The sequence below is a fragment of the Bradyrhizobium sp. GW821-FHT13H05 genome (genome assembly GCF_058804065.1).
The window spans coordinates 123982-142274 of sequence record NZ_JBXAPO010000013.1 but is presented as its reverse complement, the minus strand read 5'-3'; the positions used below and the strand labels follow the sequence as shown (position 1 = coordinate 142274).

Below are 18293 nucleotides of genomic sequence, written 5' to 3'. Positions count from 1 at the left end.
CAGATGTTCCGGAACTCCTGATACCTCCTTTCGTTGTTGGCGCGGGCAATGACGCAATAAACACGAAACACGTGAGGAGAAATTCAATGTCTAACCGCTTTATGATCTCGGTCGCCGCGATCGCACTTATCGCCGGCACCGGTCTTGCGAACGCACAGGGTACCATGAACCGCGACAGCGGTGGCGGCGCAGGTGCGCAGCCGACGCAGCACTCGCAGCCCTCGGGCGGCGCGGCTGAACGCGGCGCGATGGGCAAGGAAGCGGCTCCCGAGAAGGGCACCGTCGGCCAGACTGGCGGTGCCATGAAGCCCGGTGGGGCTGCCGAGGAGAAGTCGTCTGGCGCAATGGAGAAATCCGGCGCTGCTGAGAAATCCGGCGGGATGGAAAAGTCCGGCACGATGAACAAGAACGCGGCTGACGAGAAGGCCGGCGCGGCGAAGGGCGAGCACGCCCAGGGCGTGCAGGACAAGTCCGCGCAGGACAAGTCGAAGAGCACGATGGACAAGTCCCAGATGGACAAGTCCAAGAGCACTGAGAAGAGCACCGAGACCGACACCAAGAGCGGCAACATGAACGCCCAGACCAAGGGCGCAGAGACCAAGGGCGCCGACACCAAGTCCCAGACCACGACCGGCACCGCCCCCGCGACCGCTGCTGCACCGCCTGCCGAGAAGCGGACCCAGATCTCAACGGCGATCAAGTCGACCAAGATCGAAGAGACCACCAACGTCAACTTCAACATCTCGGTCGGCACGGCGATCCCGGCGTCCGTCCGCTTCCATCCGCTGCCGCCCCGGATCGTGGAAATCTACCCGGAGTGGCGTGGCTATGAAGTGATCTTCGTCCACGGCCAGTACGTGATCGTCCGTCCGCAGACGCGCGAGATCGTCTACATCATCGAAGGCTAAGCTGCTTCGCTGACGACCAAATGAGCCCTTGCCGAGAGATCGGCAGGGGCTTTTGGCTGATGGGGCGGGCTTCCCGGAGGGTCTCGGCCGGCAGCCATGCTTTGGACTGGTTAACAAGCAATTTCCGTAGCTTCCGCACAGGTTTTTGCACCCCGGATGAGGTACCTGAAGGCTCCCGGGAGGTCCTTCAAGGCTTCCCCTGGGACGCTTTGTTACCTATAACCCCCGCCACGCTGAAGCACCTCTTCCGGGATTGGAATGGCCGAACCTGCAACCGACACCATCCTCGTTCTCAACGGGCCGAACCTCAACATGTTGGGGACGCGCGAGCCCGAAAAGTATGGTCACGCGACACTGGCCGACGTCGAGGCGCTGTGCCGTGAGACCGCGGCGACGTTCGGCCTCAAGGCCGACTGCCGCCAGTCCAACCGCGAGGGCGAGCTGATCGACTTCATCCACGAGGCGCATGCGCGCAAGATGAAGGGCATCATCATCAATGCCGGCGGTTATTCGCACACCTCGATCGCGCTGCACGACGCGCTGCTCGCGGTGCAGATCCCGACCGTCGAAGTGCACGTGACCAACATCCACGCCCGCGAGAGTTTCCGCCACCATTCCTACACCGCGCGCGCGGCCTTCGCCTCGCTCTGCGGTTTCGGCATCGAGGGCTACCGCCTCGCCGTCCAGGGCCTCGCCGCCAAGCTCGGCCTCAAGCCCAAAGCCTGACGCTCCCTCATCACACAGAACATTCGGATCAAACAACATGGCGCGCCAGCCAGACGACAAAGCAGCCGCAAAGTTTTCCAGCGAGGATTCCGCGCTCGTCCGCGAACTCGCGCTTCTGCTCGATGAGACCAGCCTCACCGAGATCGAGATCGAACGCGCCGGCCTGCGCCTGCGCGTCGCCCGCAACATCAGCGTTGCCGCGACGATGCCGATGGCAGCCGCTCCCGCCGCCCTGCCGGTGGCAACCGCCGCCGCTGCGCCTGCTGCTGCCGCGGCCGACTTGTCGAAGCATCCGGGTGCCGTGACCTCGCCGATGGTCGGCACCGCCTATTGGTCGCCGGAGCCGGGCGCAAAACCGTTCATCGAGGTCGGCAGCAAGGTCTCGGTCGGCCAGACACTGCTGATCATCGAAGCCATGAAGACCATGAACCAGATCCCCTCGCCGCGCGCTGGCACGGTGACGCAGATCCTGGTCGAGGACGGCCAGCCGGTCGAGTTCGGCGAACCGCTCGTCATCATTGAGTAACGATTGAGGGCGGCCAGCCGCCCTCGCCGCGTCCCGCGCGCCAGTCCCCAAAGGACACCATGTTCGACAAGATCCTCATAGCCAATCGCGGCGAGATCGCCCTTCGCATCCTGCGCGCCTGCAAGGAGCTCGGGATCGCAACCGTCGCCGTGCACTCCACCGCCGACGCCGACGCCATGCATGTGCGCCTGTCGGACGAGAGCGTCTGCATCGGACCGCCGCCCTCCAAGGACAGCTATCTCAACGTGCCCGCGCTGCTCGCGGCCTGCGAGATCACCGGCGCCGATGCCGTGCACCCCGGCTACGGCTTTCTCTCCGAGAACGCGCGCTTCGCCGAAATCCTCGGCGAGCATAATCTGCATTTCATCGGCCCCAAGGCCGAGCACATCCGCCTGATGGGCGACAAGATCGAGGCCAAGAAGACCGCCAGGAAGCTCGGCATCCCCGTGGTGCCCGGCTCCGACGGCGCGGTCGGCCCCGACGACGATGCGATGGCGATCGCCCGCAAGATCGGCTTTCCCGTGCTGGTGAAGGCGGCGGCCGGCGGTGGCGGGCGCGGCATGAAGGTTGCGCAGAGCGAGGCCGACCTTCAGGTGGCGCTGTCGACGGCGGCCAACGAAGCCAAATCCGCCTTCGGCGATGCCTCGGTCTACCTTGAAAAATACCTCCAGAAGCCGCGCCATATCGAGATCCAGATCCTCGGCGACGGCCGCGGCGGCGCGATCCATCTCGGCGAGCGCGACTGCTCGCTGCAGCGCCGCCACCAGAAGGTCTGGGAGGAAGGCCCCTCGCCCGTGCTCGCCGCGGCGGCACGCGCCAAGATTGGCGAGACCTGCGCGAAGGCGATGCGCGAGATGAAATATCTCGGCGTCGGCACCATCGAGTTCCTGTTCGAGGACGGCGAGTTCTACTTCATCGAGATGAACACGCGTATCCAGGTCGAGCATCCCGTCACCGAGAGCATCACCGACATCGATCTCGTGCTGGAGCAGATCCGCATCGCCGCCGGCGGCGACTTGCCGGCCAAGCAAAGCGAGATTCAGATCATCGGCCACGCCATCGAGTGCCGCATCAACGCCGAGAACCCGGACACCTTCCGCCCCTCGCCGGGCCGCATCACGCAATACCACCCGCCCGGCGGGCTCGGCGTGCGCATCGATTCCGCGGTCTATCAGGGCTACACCATCCCGCCTTATTACGACTCGCTGGTCGGCAAGCTGATCGTGCACGGCAAGACCCGCGCCGAATGCCTGATGCGGCTGCGCCGGGCGCTGGACGAGATGGTGGTCGAGGGCATCGAGACCACGCTGCCGCTGTTCCGCGACCTCGTCCGCGAGGACGACATCATCAACGGCGACTACCACATCCACTGGCTGGAACAGTACCTCGCCGGTAAGGCGGAACCGGCCGCGAAATAATCCTCTCGTCCCATGGAACCCTTTGGCCCCAATCACGTTCTGGTCGGAGGGGACAGTTCCAAGGGGGCGTTTTGAATTCCACTGAGCCTGACAGAGTGAGACCGTCGTGACAGCCGAGGCGCAGCGACGGCGCGCATTTTGGCAGATCCTGCTGTTCGCAGCAGGCCTCGTTGTGCTGACCGCGATCAGCGCCGGCTCCGTCTATCTCGTCAACAAGGCCCGCGACGACAACAAATGGGTGGTTCACACCATCGAGGTGGAGAACCAGATCAATACGCTGCTGCTCGAAATCCGCCGCGCCGAAAGCGGCGCTCGCGGCTATCTCCTGACCCAGACGCCGGATTTCAAGGCCGACCACGAGAAGGCTGTCGCAGCAATCATACCCGCCCTCGACAGGGTCACGCGTCTGACTGGTGACAATCCGGAGCAACGCACCAATATCGAGAGGCTGAGTTCAGCGATCGAAAACCGGCTGGGCCAGTTCTCCCAGGAGATGGATTTCGTTCGGCAGGGATTGCCCGACAAGGCCACGGCGCTTGTCCGCGAGGCCGCCGCCGCGGACACCACCGCCGCAATCAGCGGCCTCGCTGGTGCGATGATCCAGGAAGAAGAGCGGTTGTTCCGGCTCCGTTCGACCAACGCCGACCGCAGCCAGACGTTCGCCGCGTCGTTGACCGGCATCGGCTCCGGCCTTGTCGTGCTGCTGGCCGTCATCTCGGTCTGGCTGATACGTCGTTCCGCCCAGGCCCGCGACGAGGCCGAAGCGCGGCTGCGCGACGCCAATGTGAACCTCGAAACCATCGTCGACGAGCGCACGGCTGATCTGCGCGAGGCCAACAACGAGATCCAGCGCTTTGCCTATATCGTCAGTCACGATCTGCGCTCGCCACTCGTCAACATCATGGGCTTCACTAGCGAACTCGAAGAATTGGGCAAGGACATCTTTCGCCGGATCGGAGGGCTCACCGGGGTGCCGGCGGGCGGACCCCCGGCGGACGTCAGCGACATTCCGTTGGATGGCCCGGACAAGCAGCTGTCGGCCGACTTTTCCGAAGCGCTCGGCTTCATCAAATCCTCGATTGCCCGGATGGACCGGCTGATCTCGGCAATCCTCAACCTGACCCGCGAGGGCCGGCGCGAGTTCCAGCCGGAGCGAATCGAGACGCGCGATTTCATCGAGGGCATCGTGTCCTCGCTGGCGCATCAGGCGGCGGAAGCGCAGGCCGAGATTCACATCGAACCGCTGCCAAATATCGTCAGCGATCGCCTTGCATTGGAGCAGATCTTCTCCAATCTGATCGATAACGCCATTAAGTATCTCAAGACCGGGGTGCCCGGCGAGATCCGAATTCGCGGGCGCACCAAGCTCGGCTACGCTATCTTCGAAATCAGCGACAACGGCCGCGGCATCGATCCGAAGGATCATCAGCGGATTTTCGACCTGTTCCGCCGTGCGGGAACCCAGGACAAGCCTGGTCAGGGCATCGGACTTGCGCACGTGCGTGCACTTGTGCGCCGCCTCGGCGGCACGATGTCGGTATCATCGGAACTGAACACGGGCAGCACCTTCACAATCACGCTGCCCATCACCTGGAACGCCAGCAACCGGAACGCCGATAAATGACTCAGCCCGTCAGCATCATCATGATCGAGGACGACGAGGGACACGCGCGGCTGATCGAGCGCAACATCCGACGGTCCGGCGTCAACAACGAGATCATCTCCTTCGCCAACGGCACCGACGCGATGAAGCACCTGTTCGGCGCCGACGGCACCGGCTTCGTGCAAAAGGGCAATGCGCTCCTGATCCTGCTCGATCTCAACCTTCCCGACATGACCGGGATCGACATCCTGAAGCAGATCAAGGAGAACAAATATCTGAAGGCCTCGCCCGTGGTGGTGCTGACCACCACCGACGATTCCCAGGAAATCAAGCGCTGCTACGAACTCGGCTGCAACGTCTACATCACCAAGCCCGTCAATTACGAGAATTTCGCCAACGCCATCCGGCAGCTCGGGCTGTTCTTCTCCGTCATCCAGGTCCCGCCCGCCGCCACATGAACCAGCGCACGCCAACACTGCTGTACATCGACGACGACGACGCGCTCGCGCGGCTGGTCGACCGCGGCCTGACGCGGCGCGGCTACAGGGTCGTTCATGCCGCAAGCGGCGAGGAAGGCCTCGAGCACATTCGCCGCGCGTGTCTCGAGGGCGGCATCGACGTCGTTGCGCTCGACCAGTACATGCCGGGCCTGGACGGCCTGGAGACGCTCGAGCAGATCATGGCGATCCCGGGCGCCCCTCCCGTGGTGTTCGTCACGGCCTCGCAGGATTCCACCATCGCGGTCACCGCGCTGAAGGCGGGCGCTGCCGATTATCTCGTCAAGGACGTCAAGGGCGACTTCATCCCCCTGCTCCACGTCGCAGCCGACGGCGCATTGCGCCAGGCCGAATTGCAGAAGGCGCGCGAGGAAGCCGAAGCCGAGATCCACGCCTCGCGCGACCGCTACGCGGCCCTTGCCGCCGAACGCGAGATGTTGCTGCGCGAGGTCAATCACCGCGTCGGCAACTCGCTTCAGATCATCGCCTCGCTGCTGCACCTTCAGGCCAGTTCCGCCGGGCAGGACGAGGTCAAGGCCGCGCTGACCAATGCGATGGGCCGCGTCGCCGCCGTCGCGCAGGTGCACCGCCGCCTCTACACCTCGCAGGACCTCAAGAGCGTGATGCTGAACCAGTATCTGGACTCGCTGCTCGAGGATCTGCGCCGCTCGGCCGAAGGTAACCGGATGTCGCGGCTGACGCTGAAGGCCGAGCCGATCGAGATCGATCCGGACCGCGCGGTCGCGGTCGGCATCATCGTCAACGAGCTGGTGATGAACGCGGTGAAATACGCCTATCCCGATGGCGCCGGCCCGATCCATGTCGAGCTGAGCGCGAAAGGAGAGGATCTGCTGCTGGCGATCGCCGACGACGGCGTCGGCGACAACGTCAAGGCCGATCCGCGCTCCACCGGCATGGGCCAGCGCATCGTCGCGGCCATGGCCGCCAAGCTCGACGCTTCGGTCGAGCGCGACCCCGCCCACAGCGGAACCCGCATCCTGCTGAGGTTCCGCCGGACGCCCATGGCGCCCGGCAAGGCCAACACCGCCGCAGCGAGCTGACCCGCGCCGGCCGTCGCAACCGCGTTGCGATCCTGCTATTGTGGGCCACCATGAATTCGCGCGATTCCGCCTCGTCTGAGATCACGCCGGCCGTGCTGCTGCGCGCCTATGCCTGCGGTATCTTTCCGATGGCTGAAAGCGCCGACGATCCGACCCTGTTCTGGGTCGAGCCGGAATTGCGCGGCGTGATCCCGCTGGCAGGTTTTCGCATCGCCTCGCGGCTGGCGCGCACCGTCCGTTCGGACGCTTTTCGCGTCACCGTCAACACCGCGTTCAAGGCCACGATCGCCGGCTGCGCCGCGCCGCAGGAAGGCCGCGAGGACACCTGGATCAACAAGCGCATCCGTGACCTCTATGGCGGCTTGTACGAGCTCGGCCATTGCCACAGCGTCGAGGCCTGGCAGGGCGACGACCTCGTCGGCGGACTCTACGGCGTCAGCCTCGGGCGCGCCTTCTTCGGCGAGAGCATGTTTCACACCGCGCGCGACGCCTCGAAAGTGGCGCTGGTGCATCTGGTGGCGCGGCTGATCCATGGCGGCTTCGAGCTGCTCGACACCCAATATGTCACCGAGCATCTGAAGAGCTTCGGCGCGGTCGAGATTTCGCGGCGGCGCTACACCGCGCTGCTCGACAAGGCGCTCGCCGGCGAGCCCGGCGATTTCCTGAGGCTCTCGTCCGGCGACGCGATCCCGGGCGCACGCGCGCTCGAGATCATCGCCTCCAGGCAATAAATCCGGTTTACCGGCTGCCAAACCCCGGAATGCCGAACAGACCCGGCCGCTGCTCCGGCGGAGGTGGCGGCGGTGCCGGTTGCTGCTGCTGCATCGGCGGCAAGGGCTGCGGCGGACGCTGCTGCACGGCCTGTTTTGGTGCGGCCTTCTTCTGCGCGGGAGGCGGCGGCGGAGGCGCTGGCTTGTTCGCAGGATCGGGCGCCGCGGTCGCAATGGTCTGCTGCGGCTCTTTGCAGTCGGTCAGCCAGATGTCGTAGATCGGATGCTCGACGCCGTGCAGGCCGGGGCTTGCCGCGTACATCCAGCCCGAGAAGATCCGCTTCACCTCACCCTGCAAGGTGATCTCGTCGACCTCGACGAACGCGTCGGTGTTGGTGGCTTCCGTCGCCGGACGCGTGTAGCAGGCGTCGGTCTTGACCCTGAGCGCGCCGAACTGGACGGTCTCGCCGATCTCCTCGTCGAAATTGATGATGCGCCCGGTGATCTTGTCCAGGCCCGAGAAGGTCGCCTTCTTGTTCACGATCTTCTGGGCCGGCGGCTCGGTCACGACCTCGTCGCCCGGCTGCAGGCTCGCCGGCGTCTGCGGCACAGGGCCGCCCTTCTGCTGCGGCTGGCGCTGACCGGGGGCGCCCGGCGGTGGGGCTCCCGGCGCATTGGGCGGCGCGACCGCCACGGCGGGCGGCTGGTTCGGCGGCGCGGCGGTGGAGCCCGGCGGCGGCGCCAGAGGCTGGGTCTCGACCGGTCCAGGCATCACATTGCCCTGCCGCCCCTGCGGCGGAGGCATCGGACGCGACGGCAGCACACGGCCCTGCGGCGGCAGCTCGGGGACCTCCTCGTCGTCGTCAGGAACCTGAGGCTGCGGCTGGCCACGCGGAATGCTGCCCGGCGGTCGCAGCGGCGGCGGATCAGAAAAGATCGTGCCGATCTGCGCCTGCGCGGGCGTCGCAACCGTCAGCGCGGTGGCGGCCAGAAGCACCGCAAGACCTGCAAGAGCAAGACCTGTAAGGGTAAAGGTTCGAACCATTGTCTCGCGCGGCTTCAACAGCGAATCGGGCTTGCTGGACATTCTACAGGGGATACCGCCGCTCGCAGGCCATCCGGTTAACACGCCGAATACGGCGGGGAAAGGGCGGCATCCCTGCCCCGCCCGCCGCCGGCTGGCCAGACCGCCGGCCGAATGGGATAGTTGGGAGGCTCCTCCCCGGGGCCGAAGCGGGCATTTCCCCGAGTGCCGACGTCCAACGATAACCAGAAGCCCCAAGGTCGCTCCACCATGCCCGTCGTGCTCGATCCCGATGCCGCCGCCGTCTACAAGGCGTTCCAGGAGGCCGGCCGCCCAGCCTATGAGAGCCTGACCGCACCCGAGGCGCGCACCTATTACGCCCAGGCCCGCTTTGCCACCAACCCCGAACCGCCCGAGCTTGCTCGCGTCGCGCCGCTCGCGATCCCGGCGCTGCACGGGACGATCCCCGCGCGCATCTACGTGCCGAAGGAGCCGCGCCGGAACGGCGGCTTGTCGCCGGCCCTGGTGTTCTTCCATGGCGGCGGCTGGGTGATCGGCGATCTCGACTCCCATGACGTCGCCTGCCGCCAGCTTGCGGATTCCGGCGCGCTGATCGTGGTCTCGGTCGATTATCGCCTCGCGCCCGAGCACAAATTTCCCGCCGCAACCGATGACGCCATTGCCGCGACCAGGTGGATTGCCGCGAACGCGCGCGAGCTCGGCATCGACGCCTCACGCCTGTCGATCGGCGGCGACAGCGCCGGCGGCAATCTCACCGCGGTCACAGCGCTCGCCGCGCGCGACGCTGGCGGCCCCGCGATCGCGGGCCAGCTGCTGATCTATCCCGCGACCGATTTCGCCATGACGCATGGCTCCCACAGCGAGCCCGAGACCAGCGTGCTGCTGACGCACAGTGTGATCCGCTGGTTCCGCGACCACTACCTCAACGGCGCCGCCGACATCCACGACTGGCGCGCCTCGCCGGCGCGGGCGAAAGACCTTGCCGGCCTGCCGCCGGCCTATGTGCTGACCGCCGGCGCCGATCCGCTGCGCGACGAAGGCAACGAATACGCCGCGCGCCTGAAGCAGGCCGGCGTGCCCGTCACGTACAAGCACTATCCCGGCCAATTCCACGGCTTCTTCACCATGGGCAAGCTGCTGCAACAGGCCAATGTCGCCGTCAGCGAGATCGGCGCGTGGTTGAAGGGATTGGGCTGAGAACGCCATCGTCCAAATGCCGTCCGTTCTTCGAACCGTCTTCGCCATTCCCTTGCGCGCGCTGACCTGGCTCGGCGGCCAGGGCACTCGCGCTGTCGCGGCCATCGCCTTCATCGCGGTTGCGGTGCCGCCGCTCGGTGCACTGCTGCGCCCCTATGTCACCGAGGCGATCCTCGGCCTGCTCTGCATCTCCTTCATGCGGGTCGACCTCGTCGCGCTCTCCGGCCATCTCCGCCGTCCCGCATTGATTGCGAGCGCGACCGTCTGGACCACGATCGGCGTGCCGCTGATCATCGGGCTAATGGCCCATGGAAGTGGGTTCGACAGAAGCTCCCCCGGCCTCTTCCTCGCGCTGATGCTCCAGGGCATGGCCTCGCCGATGATGGCAGCGCCCGCGCTCGCAGCACTGATGGGTCTCGACGCCACGCTCCCGCTGGTCACGCTGGTCACCGCGACCGCACTGGTGCCCTTCACCGCCTCGCTGTTCGCCAGCCTGTTCCTCGGCGGCATGCTCAGCATCTCGCCGCTCGCACTCGGCGTAAAGCTGCTCGCCATCCTCGCGGTTTCGCTGATTGGCGCAACGGCGATCCGCTGGATTTTCGGCGCGGAAGCGATCCAGCGCCACAAGCGGCCGATCGACGGCTTCAACATTGTCATCCTGCTGGTGTTCGCATCCGCCGTGATGGGTGACGTCGCCCACGATTTCGTCGCCGACCCACTGTTCACGATCGGCGTCGCCCTGCTCGCCTTCGCGGTCTACTTCTCCCTGCTCATCGTCACGACGTTGCTCTTCCGCCGCGCCGGCACCGAGCGCGCCTTCGCAGTCGGGCTGATGGTGTCACAGCGCAATCTCGGCCTGATGCTGGCCGCAACCGCAGGCGCGCTGCCGGCCACGACCTGGCTCTATTTCGCCCTGACGCAGTTTCCGATTCATCTTGCGCCGTATCTGCTGACGCCGATCGCGCGGCGGCTGACGGCGGACACGCAAGCCGCCGCGATCGTCGAACCGCCCTAACCCGCCCGCGCCGCGCGCCGCAGCGCCTGCGGCGGCTGGCCGAAGGCGCGGATGAAGGCGCGCCGCATCCGTTCGGGGTCGCGGAAGCCGGTCGTTTCCGCCACGAGCTCGATCGCCTCGCGCGAGGACTGCACCCGCTCGCGCGCGACTTCGAGCCGCAACTTCTCGATCGCCTTGGACGGCGTCGTGCCGGTCTCGGCGGCGAAGGCGCGGGCAAAGTGCCGCGCGCTCATGCCGGCGCGATCGGCGAGATCCTCCACCGTCAGCGGCGCGTCGAGATTTTCGCGCGCCCAGGACAGCAGCGCTCCGAAACGGCCGTTCGGCGTCTTCAATTCCAGCAGCGAGGAGAATTGCGACTGCCCGCCGCTGCGGCGGTGGTAGAGCACGAGCTGCCGCGCGGTCTCTTGCGCGATCTCCTCGCCATGGTCCTCGGTGACCATCGCCAGCGCGAGGTCGATCCCCGCCGAGATGCCCGCCGACGTCCACACATTGCCGTCGCGGGTGAAAATCTGATCCGGCTCGAACTTCACCCTGGGATAGCGCGCGACGAAATCGCGCGTCCTCCCCCAATGCGTGGTGGCGCGGCGGCCGTCGAGCAGGCCCGCTTCGGCCAGCACATAGGCGCCCGAGCAGACGCTCGCGACCCGCACGCCGCGCTTGGCCAGCCGCTGCACGAACGCGCGCGTGACCTCGCAGCGCGCGGCATCGGCGACGCCGACGCCGCCTGCGATGACCAGCGTCGTGATCGCATTCGCCGATTTGAAATCGCGCGCCATCATCTCGACACCCGACGAGCTCGCCACCAGCCCCGCCTGCGCCGCCAGCACGCGGAGCGCAAGCGGCTTGCCGCTGGCGCGCGCCGCGATCTCGAACACCGAGATCGGGCCGGCCGCATCGAGCAGCTGGAAGTCCGGGAAGATCAGGATGCCAATCATGGGTCATGTCCGAAAGTGAGGGAATTACGCCATTTTGGACTGGAGGGCATCATGCCAGTCTGCGCCCGTCAAGCTCTTCGTTGGAGGTTCTCATGTCGGCACCACTCCAGATCGGTCTTTTGGTGTTTCCGCGCGTCACCCAGCTCGACTTCACCGGCCCGTTGCAGGTGTTCGCCATGCTGCCCGACGCAAAACTGCATTTGATCTGGAAGCGGATCGAGCCGGTGCCGAGCGATTCCGTGATGGCGCTGACGCCGACCACGACGTTCGCCGACTGCCCGCAACTTGACGTGATCTGCGTGCCCGGCGGCAACGGCACCAACGACCTGCTCAACGACGAAGAGGTGCTCGACTTTCTGCGCCGGCAGGCCGAAGGCGCCAAATATGTCACCTCGGTCTGCACGGGATCGCTGGCGCTCGGCGCCGCCGGCCTGTTGAAGGGCTATCGCGCCGCCACCCATTGGAGCGCGATGGAGATGCTGAGCCAGTTCGGCGCGACGCCGACCAAGACCCGCGTCTGCATCGACCGTAATCGCGTCACCGGCGGCGGCGTCACCGCCGGGATCGACTTCGCGCTGACACTGGTGTCGATCCTGCGCGACCGCACCACGGCGGAAGCGATCCAGCTCCAGATGGAATACAACCCGGCACCGCCGTTCAACTCAGGCTCGCCCGATACGGCACCGGCCGAGGTGCTGGCGATGCTGAGAGAGCGCGGCGCGCAAAACCAGGCGCGGCGGCTCGAGGCCGTGAAGCGCGCGGCGGAGCGGGTGAACTAGCGCGCACTCTCGTGTCCCGGACGCGCTGCAGCGTGCAACGCTGCTGCGCAGAGCCGGGACCCAGGAACAGACAGATCGCTGTAGCATGGGCCCCGGCTCTGCAGCGCACCGCTGACTGGACGATGCTTCGCATCGCCAGGGAAGCGCTGCGCTGCGTCCGGGGCACGAGACACCCACAAGCCCCCAAAAGAAAAAGGCCGCCCGGTTTCCCAAGCGGCCTTTCCTGTCTCACGGCGGCTGCACATTTCATCGGGCGATTTCGGAACTTCCAGACCGGGGGCCTATCTCCCGATCGAGTCCTGGTCGGCGGCCGCTGCATTTCGGGACAGTCGCGAGCTGTTGCCCGAACCGAACGCGATGGTCTCCCATCTCCGTAAGATGGGATCATTGAGCCGCATCGCCCGCGTCAGCGCAACGACCGCGCAAGCGGCATCTCCGCTGTTCCCGTTGTCCACAGCGGCGTAAGGCGGATGCGGGTGCATCCAATCCGACGATGACGATTCACCGGAGGTCGGAAGCCTAGCCGGGGGTCCAGGGCTGGTAGTCGCCGGTCGCCTTGGGACGCTTGCCGCTTGCGAGCGTCGAGCCCGAAGGACGGTACGCGTTGGGCGTGCCGGTCGGATTCGGCTGGTGCGGCTTCTGCCATTCGCGCGGCTGGTAGTTTTCATCCGTCGGCGGCACATCGACGACATGGTGCATCCAGCCGTGCCAACCCGCGGGAATGCGGCTCGCTTCGGCGTAGCCGTTATAGATCACCCAGCGCCGCTCGAAACCGAGTGCCGGATCGATCGCCCCGCCGCGGGTGCGATAGTAGAGGTTGCCCTGATCGTCCTGGCCGACCAGCTCGCCGTACCGCTTGGTCCAGAGCTGGGTGCCAAAGGTCTGGCCACTCCACCAGGTGAAAAACTTCAGGAAGAACTGTTTCATGCGGCAAGGGCCCTGCTTCGTTTGGCCCTGATGCCATCCGGGCGGCGAAATGTCCAGTTCGCCGGGTGCGGCTGTGCCCCACGCAAACGTGTGCCTCGCCGCAAAGCCGGCGCGATCCGTTCATGCCGGGTACAGCGACCGCGTGAAAATCTGCTCCTTGCACGCGCACAGCCGCGTGAACCCAGGAACCACCACCCTTTCAAAGGGTTTGCTCCCTGGAAAAGGAGTTTGACCATGAACAGTCTTCGAGTTTTGAGCGCTGCGGCCGCACTGGCGCTGGTGCTTCCGCTGGCGACACCGAGCTTCGCACAAGGCCGTGGCGGTCATGGCGGCGGTGGCGGCGGCCATTTCGGCGGAGGTGGCGGTGCTCACTTCGGCGGTGGCGGTGGCGCCCGGATGGGCGGTGGCGGATTCGGCGGTGGCGGCGGTCATTTCGCGGCCGGAGCGGCGATGCGTCCCAACGCCGCGCCGTCCTTCAGCGGCGGCGGTGGCCGCAGCTTCGCAGCCGCAGGTAACAACTGGCATGGCGGCGGCGGCAATTGGCACGGCGGCGGCTGGCGTCGTCACGGTGGCGGCTTCTGGCCCGGCGTCGCGGCGGGTGCCGCGATCGGCGGTCTAGGCTCCTACGCCTATTACGGCGGCGGCTATTACAACGACCCATACTACTATGGCGACGACAGCTACTATGACGAGCCATCAGTCGCGGTGGTCCCGGATGGCGGCGGCGATGCCACCGGATATTGCGTCCAGCGCTTCCGGTCCTACGATCCGGCATCGGGCACGTATCTCGGCAATGACGGCCTGCGGCACCCCTGCCCGTAATCATATCGACAACGTTTAGCGGAAAAGGCGTCGCAGCGATGCGGCGCCTTTTTCACGTGCGCCGTGCGCCGTGCCCCTCACCTGTTTCGCGTGCACCTCGCCACCCGCGACCTTGTGTACAAGTCGATGCAAACGGACCTTTATTCACCGCACCGTGCATATCTACCCTGATCCAATCCAAAATTGACCCGACACACGATTCGCGGATATCACCAATGCGGGGACTTCGATGTACTGGGAAATGTCATGCCGCGTATCCTCGTGGTAGATGACGATCCGATGGTCGGCGCGACCATCGAGGTCCTCCTCCAACGTCAGGGCTTCGACGTCACGCTGGCCGATGGCGGTGAAACGGGGCTGGCTGCGCTGGAAGCGCAGACGTTTGAGGTAATGCTGGTCGACATCTTCATGCCGCATATGCGCGGCTTCGAATCCATCCGCATCTTTCACGAGCGCGCGCCCGCGATCCCGCTGATCGCCATGTCCGGCTATGCCTTCGCCTCGTCCGCCTCGCCCACTCCCGATTTCCTGCGCATGGCGCTGGAGCTCGGTGCGGCGCGCTGCCTGCGCAAACCCTTCACGCCGGAAGCGCTGCTGACCACGATCCGGGAATGCCTCGCCGGTACGGGCGAGAACGCACTGCCGAAGGACAAGAAAGAAGCCCCTTGATCCCCACGCAGCGCGTCATTCTCGGTGCTGGACTTGCCATCCTCCTGATCATCACCGCCGCCTCGATCGGCCTCGACGTCAAGTCGCGGTCCGATACGGCCTGGGTCAACCATACCATCCAGGTGCAGAAGAAGATCTCCGATCTGCGCGTGCTGTTGCGCCGCGCCGAGAGCGCCGCGCGCGGCTACGAGATCTACCGCAATGCGAGCTTCAGCGACGAGTTCCAGGCGGTGCACGCCCAGATCGCGCCGGCCCTCGCCGACCTCAAGCGCGGCGTACACGACAACCCCGATCAGGTCGCATTGCTGGAGGGCACCGAGCCGCTGGCGCTGCGCCGGGTCGAGATCGCCGCTGAAGCGATCCGCCTGCGCAATGCGAACGACCAGGCCGGCATTGCCTCGCTCCAGGGCAAGGGCGAGGGCCGCGGCCTGATGGACACGGTGATGGCCAATCTCGACCAACTGAGCGCAGAGGAAGAACGGTTGCTCGCCGCGCGCTCGCAGGATTCGCGTCGCACCGGCATCGTGCTGCTCGGCATCGACGTCGCCGGCGCGCTGGTGATCCTGCTGCTGGTCGTGATGGTGATGCGCGAGAGCCAGCGCACCCAGGTGGCGCTCGAGAGCACGCTGCTGGAGACCACGGCCGCCAAGGAGCAGCTCGAGGTCGCGGTCGCCGAGCGCACCGAGCACCTCGTCACCGCGCATGACGAGCTGCGCCTCTCGATCAATGTGCTCCAGAGCACCTTTCGCAGCATGGCGGAGGCGGTGCTGGTCATCGATGCCGAGGGAACGGTCCTGCTGTCCAATCCGGCCGCCGAGCGCATGCTGCTGCATCGCACCGGCATGAACCTGCGCAATCTGCGCGCGCTGTCGGACGTCTTTCACGGCGACGGCGTCATGCCGATGAAGGCCGAGGAGCTGCCGTCGGCGCGCGTGCTGCGCGGCGAGCCGTTCGAGGATCTGGAGATGATCGTCCGCCCGCACGGCGGCGGTCTGGTGCGCCATCTCATGATCAGCGGCCGGCCGATGCGTGACGGCCAAGGCGAGATCTCGGGCGCCGTGCTGGTCTATCACGATGCCACCACCTCGCGCGAGACCGAGCGGCAGCTGCACCAGTCGCAGAAGCTCGATGCGATCGGCAAGCTGACCGGCGGCGTCGCGCACGACTTCAACAACATGCTGACCGTCATCTCCGGCAACACGGAGACGCTGGTGGCGAGCCTGAAGCAGCAGCCCGAGCTCCAGCGCGTGGCGCGCCTGATCGACGATGCGGCCGAGCGCTGCGCCGAGCTGATCCAGCACCTGCTCGCCTTTGCGCGCAGGCAGCCGCTGCAGCCGCGCGATGTCGAGATCAACGCCGCGATTACGGATCTCGCAAAACTGCTGCGCCCCACCCTCGGCGAGCAGATCCAGATCGACACCGTGCTGGAACAGGGGCCGATGACGGCGCATATCGATCCGTCCCGGCTCACCAATGCCGTGCTCAACATGGCGATCAACGCCCGCGACGCCATGCCGAACGGCGGCAAGCTGCTGCTCGAGACCCACCACGTCGTGCTGGATGAAGCCTATGCGCAGGCCAATGCGGAGGTGCGGCCCGGCGCTTACGTGATGCTCGCGGTCAGCGACACCGGCACCGGCATGTCGGCCGATATCCAGCAGAAGGCGTTCGAGCCTTTCTTCACCACCAAGGAGGTCGGCAAGGGATCAGGCCTCGGCCTCTCCATGGTCTACGGCTTCGTCAAGCAGTCCGGCGGCCACATCAAGATCTACAGCGAGGAAGGCCACGGCACCACGATCAAGCTCTATCTGCCGCCGGGCGAAGGCACCACGGAGGCGGCCGCAACCGTCGCGCCGCAGGCCGAAGGCGGCGCCGAGACCATCTTCGTGGTCGAGGACGATCCGCTGGTGCGCAACTTCGTCACCGCGCAGCTCCAGAGCCTCGGCTACAAGACCATTGCCGCGCCCGACAGCCAGGCCGCGCTGCAATTGATCGAGGCCGGCCAGGCGTTCGATCTCTTGTTCACCGACGTCGTCATCCCCGGCGGCATGAGCGGGCGCGAGCTCGCCGAGGAAGTGGCAAAGCGCCGCCCCGGTCTGAAGGTGCTCTACACCTCCGGCTACACCGACAACGCCATCGTCCATCACGGCAAGCTCGACGACGGCGTGCTGCTGCTGACGAAGCCGTATCGGAGAAACCAGCTCGCGGAAATGATCAGAAAGGCGCTGGGCGGCGGCGGGATGGCGAGCTAGGCTATTGCGGGGTGCTTTGAGGCGGCGGCTGCCGCCTCTTCTCGAATGCCCTCGCAACCTCTGGTGAGAGCGACCCAGGCCCGAGCACACCCGCCAGGGCCTTCGCCTTGGCGTAGTCGGCGCTTGCAGCATCGACGTCCTGTTTCTTCTCGTAGGCCGCGGCGCGCGCCCGATAGGCCTGCTCGTTCGCAGGAGCGATCTCTATTTGCTTCGTGAAGTCGGCAATAGCCCGGTCTTGATCATCCTTGAACGCGTAAGCGCGGCCGCGAAGACCGTAGACGTAAGCGCTCGTCGGAACGATCGCGATGCTGGCGCTGAAGTCGGCGATTGCAGCGTCAAGGTCGTGCTTGCGCAGATGGGCTGCGCCACGGAGTCTCAAAGCATACGAAAGGTTTGCATTGATCTCGAGCGCTTTGCTGGCGTCGACAATCGCGCGGTCGGTGTTGTCCTGACTCAAGTCGATCTCAGCGCGAAGCTCATAGGCGAACGCGCTGGCTGGATTGATATCGATCCAGTGATCGATGTCAGCGATAGCGTGGACATAGTCCTTCTTGCTCATGTAGGCCAGCGCGCGAACCCGGTACCCGTCGAATCCGCCGTCCGGCGCGATCCGGAGCGCCGCCGCGAGATCGGCCGACGCGTTGCCGGTGTCACCGATGAGACGGAGCTCAGCCTCCCGTGCGACGTAAGCGGCTATGAATTCGGGGTTGAGTTCGATCGCGCGGGACGTATCGACAATCGCACCGCGTGGATCGCCCTTTCTCTCACGGGCGATACCCCGATTGACGTAGGCGCGAAAATTCCGCGGATCGATCTTGATGGCTTTGGTGCTGTCGGTGATGGAGCGATCGTAGTCGCCCTTACCGAGATAGGCCGCAGCACGTCGCATATAGGCATCGGCAAAGTCAGGATTGATCCCGATTGCGGCGTCCTCGTCGGCGATAGCCGCATCGTATTCTCTATTGCGCCAATGCGCAGCCCCGCGATTGTAAAGAAAGGCCGCACGCTCATCCTGGCTCGCGACGCCGGCCTCGATCAGCCGCGTACAGGCTGAAATCACGACCGCTTCCGGGCTGTCGTTCGAGGCATTGCAGGCAGCCCGGTCCGGGTCGGACTGCGCCGACCCGAGCGACGGGACTAGGCCGACCAACACCGCCAACGCGACAACTCTCATCACTTGCCTCTCAACCGAGGTGACGTCTT

General features: G+C 65.8%; 18 protein-coding genes. 14 read left to right on the top strand and 4 right to left on the bottom strand.

From position 1 onward, the window contains the following. The first annotated feature begins 86 nt into the window (after positions 1-86). The 8 genes from AC1RR3_RS29980 (at position 87) to aat (ending at position 7470) form a co-directional block, all read left to right on the top strand. The gene (locus AC1RR3_RS29980; RefSeq protein ID WP_492827429.1) at positions 87-908 is read left to right on the top strand and encodes a DUF1236 domain-containing protein; all 822 of its coding nucleotides are present in this window, start codon (positions 87-89) and stop codon (positions 906-908) included. A gap of 258 nt (positions 909-1166) precedes the next feature. Further along, the gene (gene aroQ, locus AC1RR3_RS29975; RefSeq protein ID WP_492827427.1) at positions 1167-1634 is read left to right on the top strand and encodes a type II 3-dehydroquinate dehydratase; all 468 of its coding nucleotides are present in this window, start codon (positions 1167-1169) and stop codon (positions 1632-1634) included. A gap of 37 nt (positions 1635-1671) precedes the next feature. After that, positions 1672-2160: an acetyl-CoA carboxylase biotin carboxyl carrier protein gene (accB, locus tag AC1RR3_RS29970; protein WP_492827425.1), complete on the top strand. Its 489-nt coding sequence runs from the start codon at positions 1672-1674 to the stop codon at positions 2158-2160. A gap of 59 nt (positions 2161-2219) precedes the next feature. Further along, entirely contained in the window at positions 2220-3578 is a 1359-nt protein-coding gene (gene accC, locus AC1RR3_RS29965; protein ID WP_492827423.1) for an acetyl-CoA carboxylase biotin carboxylase subunit, read from the top strand. A 106-nt stretch (positions 3579-3684) separates the two neighbouring features. Then, positions 3685-5202 (top strand): sensor histidine kinase, encoded by a 1518-nt coding sequence (locus AC1RR3_RS29960; RefSeq protein WP_492827421.1) that lies wholly within the window; start codon positions 3685-3687, stop codon positions 5200-5202. Next, positions 5199-5639, top strand: a complete 441-nt coding sequence (locus AC1RR3_RS29955) for a response regulator (protein ID WP_492827419.1) — start codon at positions 5199-5201, stop codon at positions 5637-5639. Before AC1RR3_RS29960 ends, AC1RR3_RS29955 begins: the two co-directional genes overlap by 4 nt. Continuing rightward, positions 5636-6739 carry a sensor histidine kinase gene (locus tag AC1RR3_RS29950; protein WP_492827417.1) on the top strand — a complete coding sequence of 368 codons (1104 nt, stop codon included), beginning with the start codon at positions 5636-5638 and terminating at the stop codon, positions 6737-6739. Before AC1RR3_RS29955 ends, AC1RR3_RS29950 begins: the two co-directional genes overlap by 4 nt. A 50-nt stretch (positions 6740-6789) precedes the next feature. Continuing rightward, on the top strand, positions 6790-7470 hold the full coding sequence (gene aat, locus AC1RR3_RS29945; protein WP_492827415.1) for a leucyl/phenylalanyl-tRNA--protein transferase: 681 nt from the start codon (positions 6790-6792) through the stop codon (positions 7468-7470). Between the two features lie 7 nt (positions 7471-7477). Here aat and AC1RR3_RS29940 read toward each other — a convergent pair whose 3' ends face one another. After that, positions 7478-8536, bottom strand: coding sequence for a DUF2155 domain-containing protein (locus AC1RR3_RS29940; RefSeq protein ID WP_492827413.1), 1059 nt, complete (start codon positions 8534-8536; stop codon positions 7478-7480). A 207-nt stretch (positions 8537-8743) separates the two neighbouring features. Here AC1RR3_RS29940 and lipP1 point away from each other — a divergent pair, with 207 nt between their 5' ends. Together lipP1 and AC1RR3_RS29930 are read left to right on the top strand one after the other, a co-directional pair. Continuing rightward, positions 8744-9691, top strand: a complete 948-nt coding sequence (gene lipP1, locus AC1RR3_RS29935) for a LipP1 family hormone-sensitive lipase (RefSeq protein ID WP_492827411.1) — start codon at positions 8744-8746, stop codon at positions 9689-9691. A gap of 16 nt (positions 9692-9707) precedes the next feature. Beyond that, the gene (locus AC1RR3_RS29930) at positions 9708-10706 is read left to right on the top strand and encodes a Na+-dependent transporter (RefSeq protein WP_492827409.1); all 999 of its coding nucleotides are present in this window, start codon (positions 9708-9710) and stop codon (positions 10704-10706) included. Here AC1RR3_RS29930 and AC1RR3_RS29925 read toward each other — a convergent pair. Continuing rightward, positions 10703-11641, bottom strand: coding sequence for a GlxA family transcriptional regulator (locus tag AC1RR3_RS29925; RefSeq protein ID WP_492827407.1), 939 nt, complete (start codon positions 11639-11641; stop codon positions 10703-10705). The genes AC1RR3_RS29930 and AC1RR3_RS29925 overlap by 4 nt on opposite strands. A 92-nt stretch (positions 11642-11733) precedes the next feature. On the opposite strand from AC1RR3_RS29925, the gene AC1RR3_RS29920 reads away from it, so the two are divergent. Continuing rightward, positions 11734-12420 (top strand): DJ-1/PfpI family protein, encoded by a 687-nt coding sequence (locus tag AC1RR3_RS29920; RefSeq protein ID WP_492827405.1) that lies wholly within the window; start codon positions 11734-11736, stop codon positions 12418-12420. Between the two features lie 519 nt (positions 12421-12939). Here the strand turns inward: AC1RR3_RS29920 and AC1RR3_RS29915 are convergent. Then, on the bottom strand, positions 12940-13347 hold the full coding sequence (locus AC1RR3_RS29915) for an NADH:ubiquinone oxidoreductase subunit NDUFA12 (protein ID WP_492827403.1): 408 nt from the start codon (positions 13345-13347) through the stop codon (positions 12940-12942). 234 nt (positions 13348-13581) lie between these two features. Here AC1RR3_RS29915 and AC1RR3_RS29910 point away from each other — a divergent pair, with 234 nt between their 5' ends. The 3 genes from AC1RR3_RS29910 to AC1RR3_RS29900 all read left to right on the top strand — a co-directional run bounded on the left by AC1RR3_RS29910 (position 13582) and on the right by AC1RR3_RS29900 (position 17090). Further along, positions 13582-14169 carry a BA14K family protein gene (locus AC1RR3_RS29910; protein WP_492827401.1) on the top strand — a complete coding sequence of 196 codons (588 nt, stop codon included), beginning with the start codon at positions 13582-13584 and terminating at the stop codon, positions 14167-14169. Between the two features lie 246 nt (positions 14170-14415). Then, a complete protein-coding gene (locus AC1RR3_RS29905) occupies positions 14416-14838 on the top strand; it encodes a response regulator (protein ID WP_492827400.1) in 423 nt (140 codons plus the stop codon). Beyond that, on the top strand, positions 14835-17090 hold the full coding sequence (locus AC1RR3_RS29900) for a CHASE3 domain-containing protein (protein ID WP_492827398.1): 2256 nt from the start codon (positions 14835-14837) through the stop codon (positions 17088-17090). Before AC1RR3_RS29905 ends, AC1RR3_RS29900 begins: the two co-directional genes overlap by 4 nt. 1 nt (position 17091) lies before the next feature. Here the strand turns inward: AC1RR3_RS29900 and AC1RR3_RS29895 are convergent, their stop codons facing one another. Then, positions 17092-18264 carry a tetratricopeptide repeat protein gene (locus AC1RR3_RS29895; RefSeq protein WP_492827396.1) on the bottom strand — a complete coding sequence of 391 codons (1173 nt, stop codon included), beginning with the start codon at positions 18262-18264 and terminating at the stop codon, positions 17092-17094. Positions 18265-18293 lie beyond the last annotated feature (29 nt).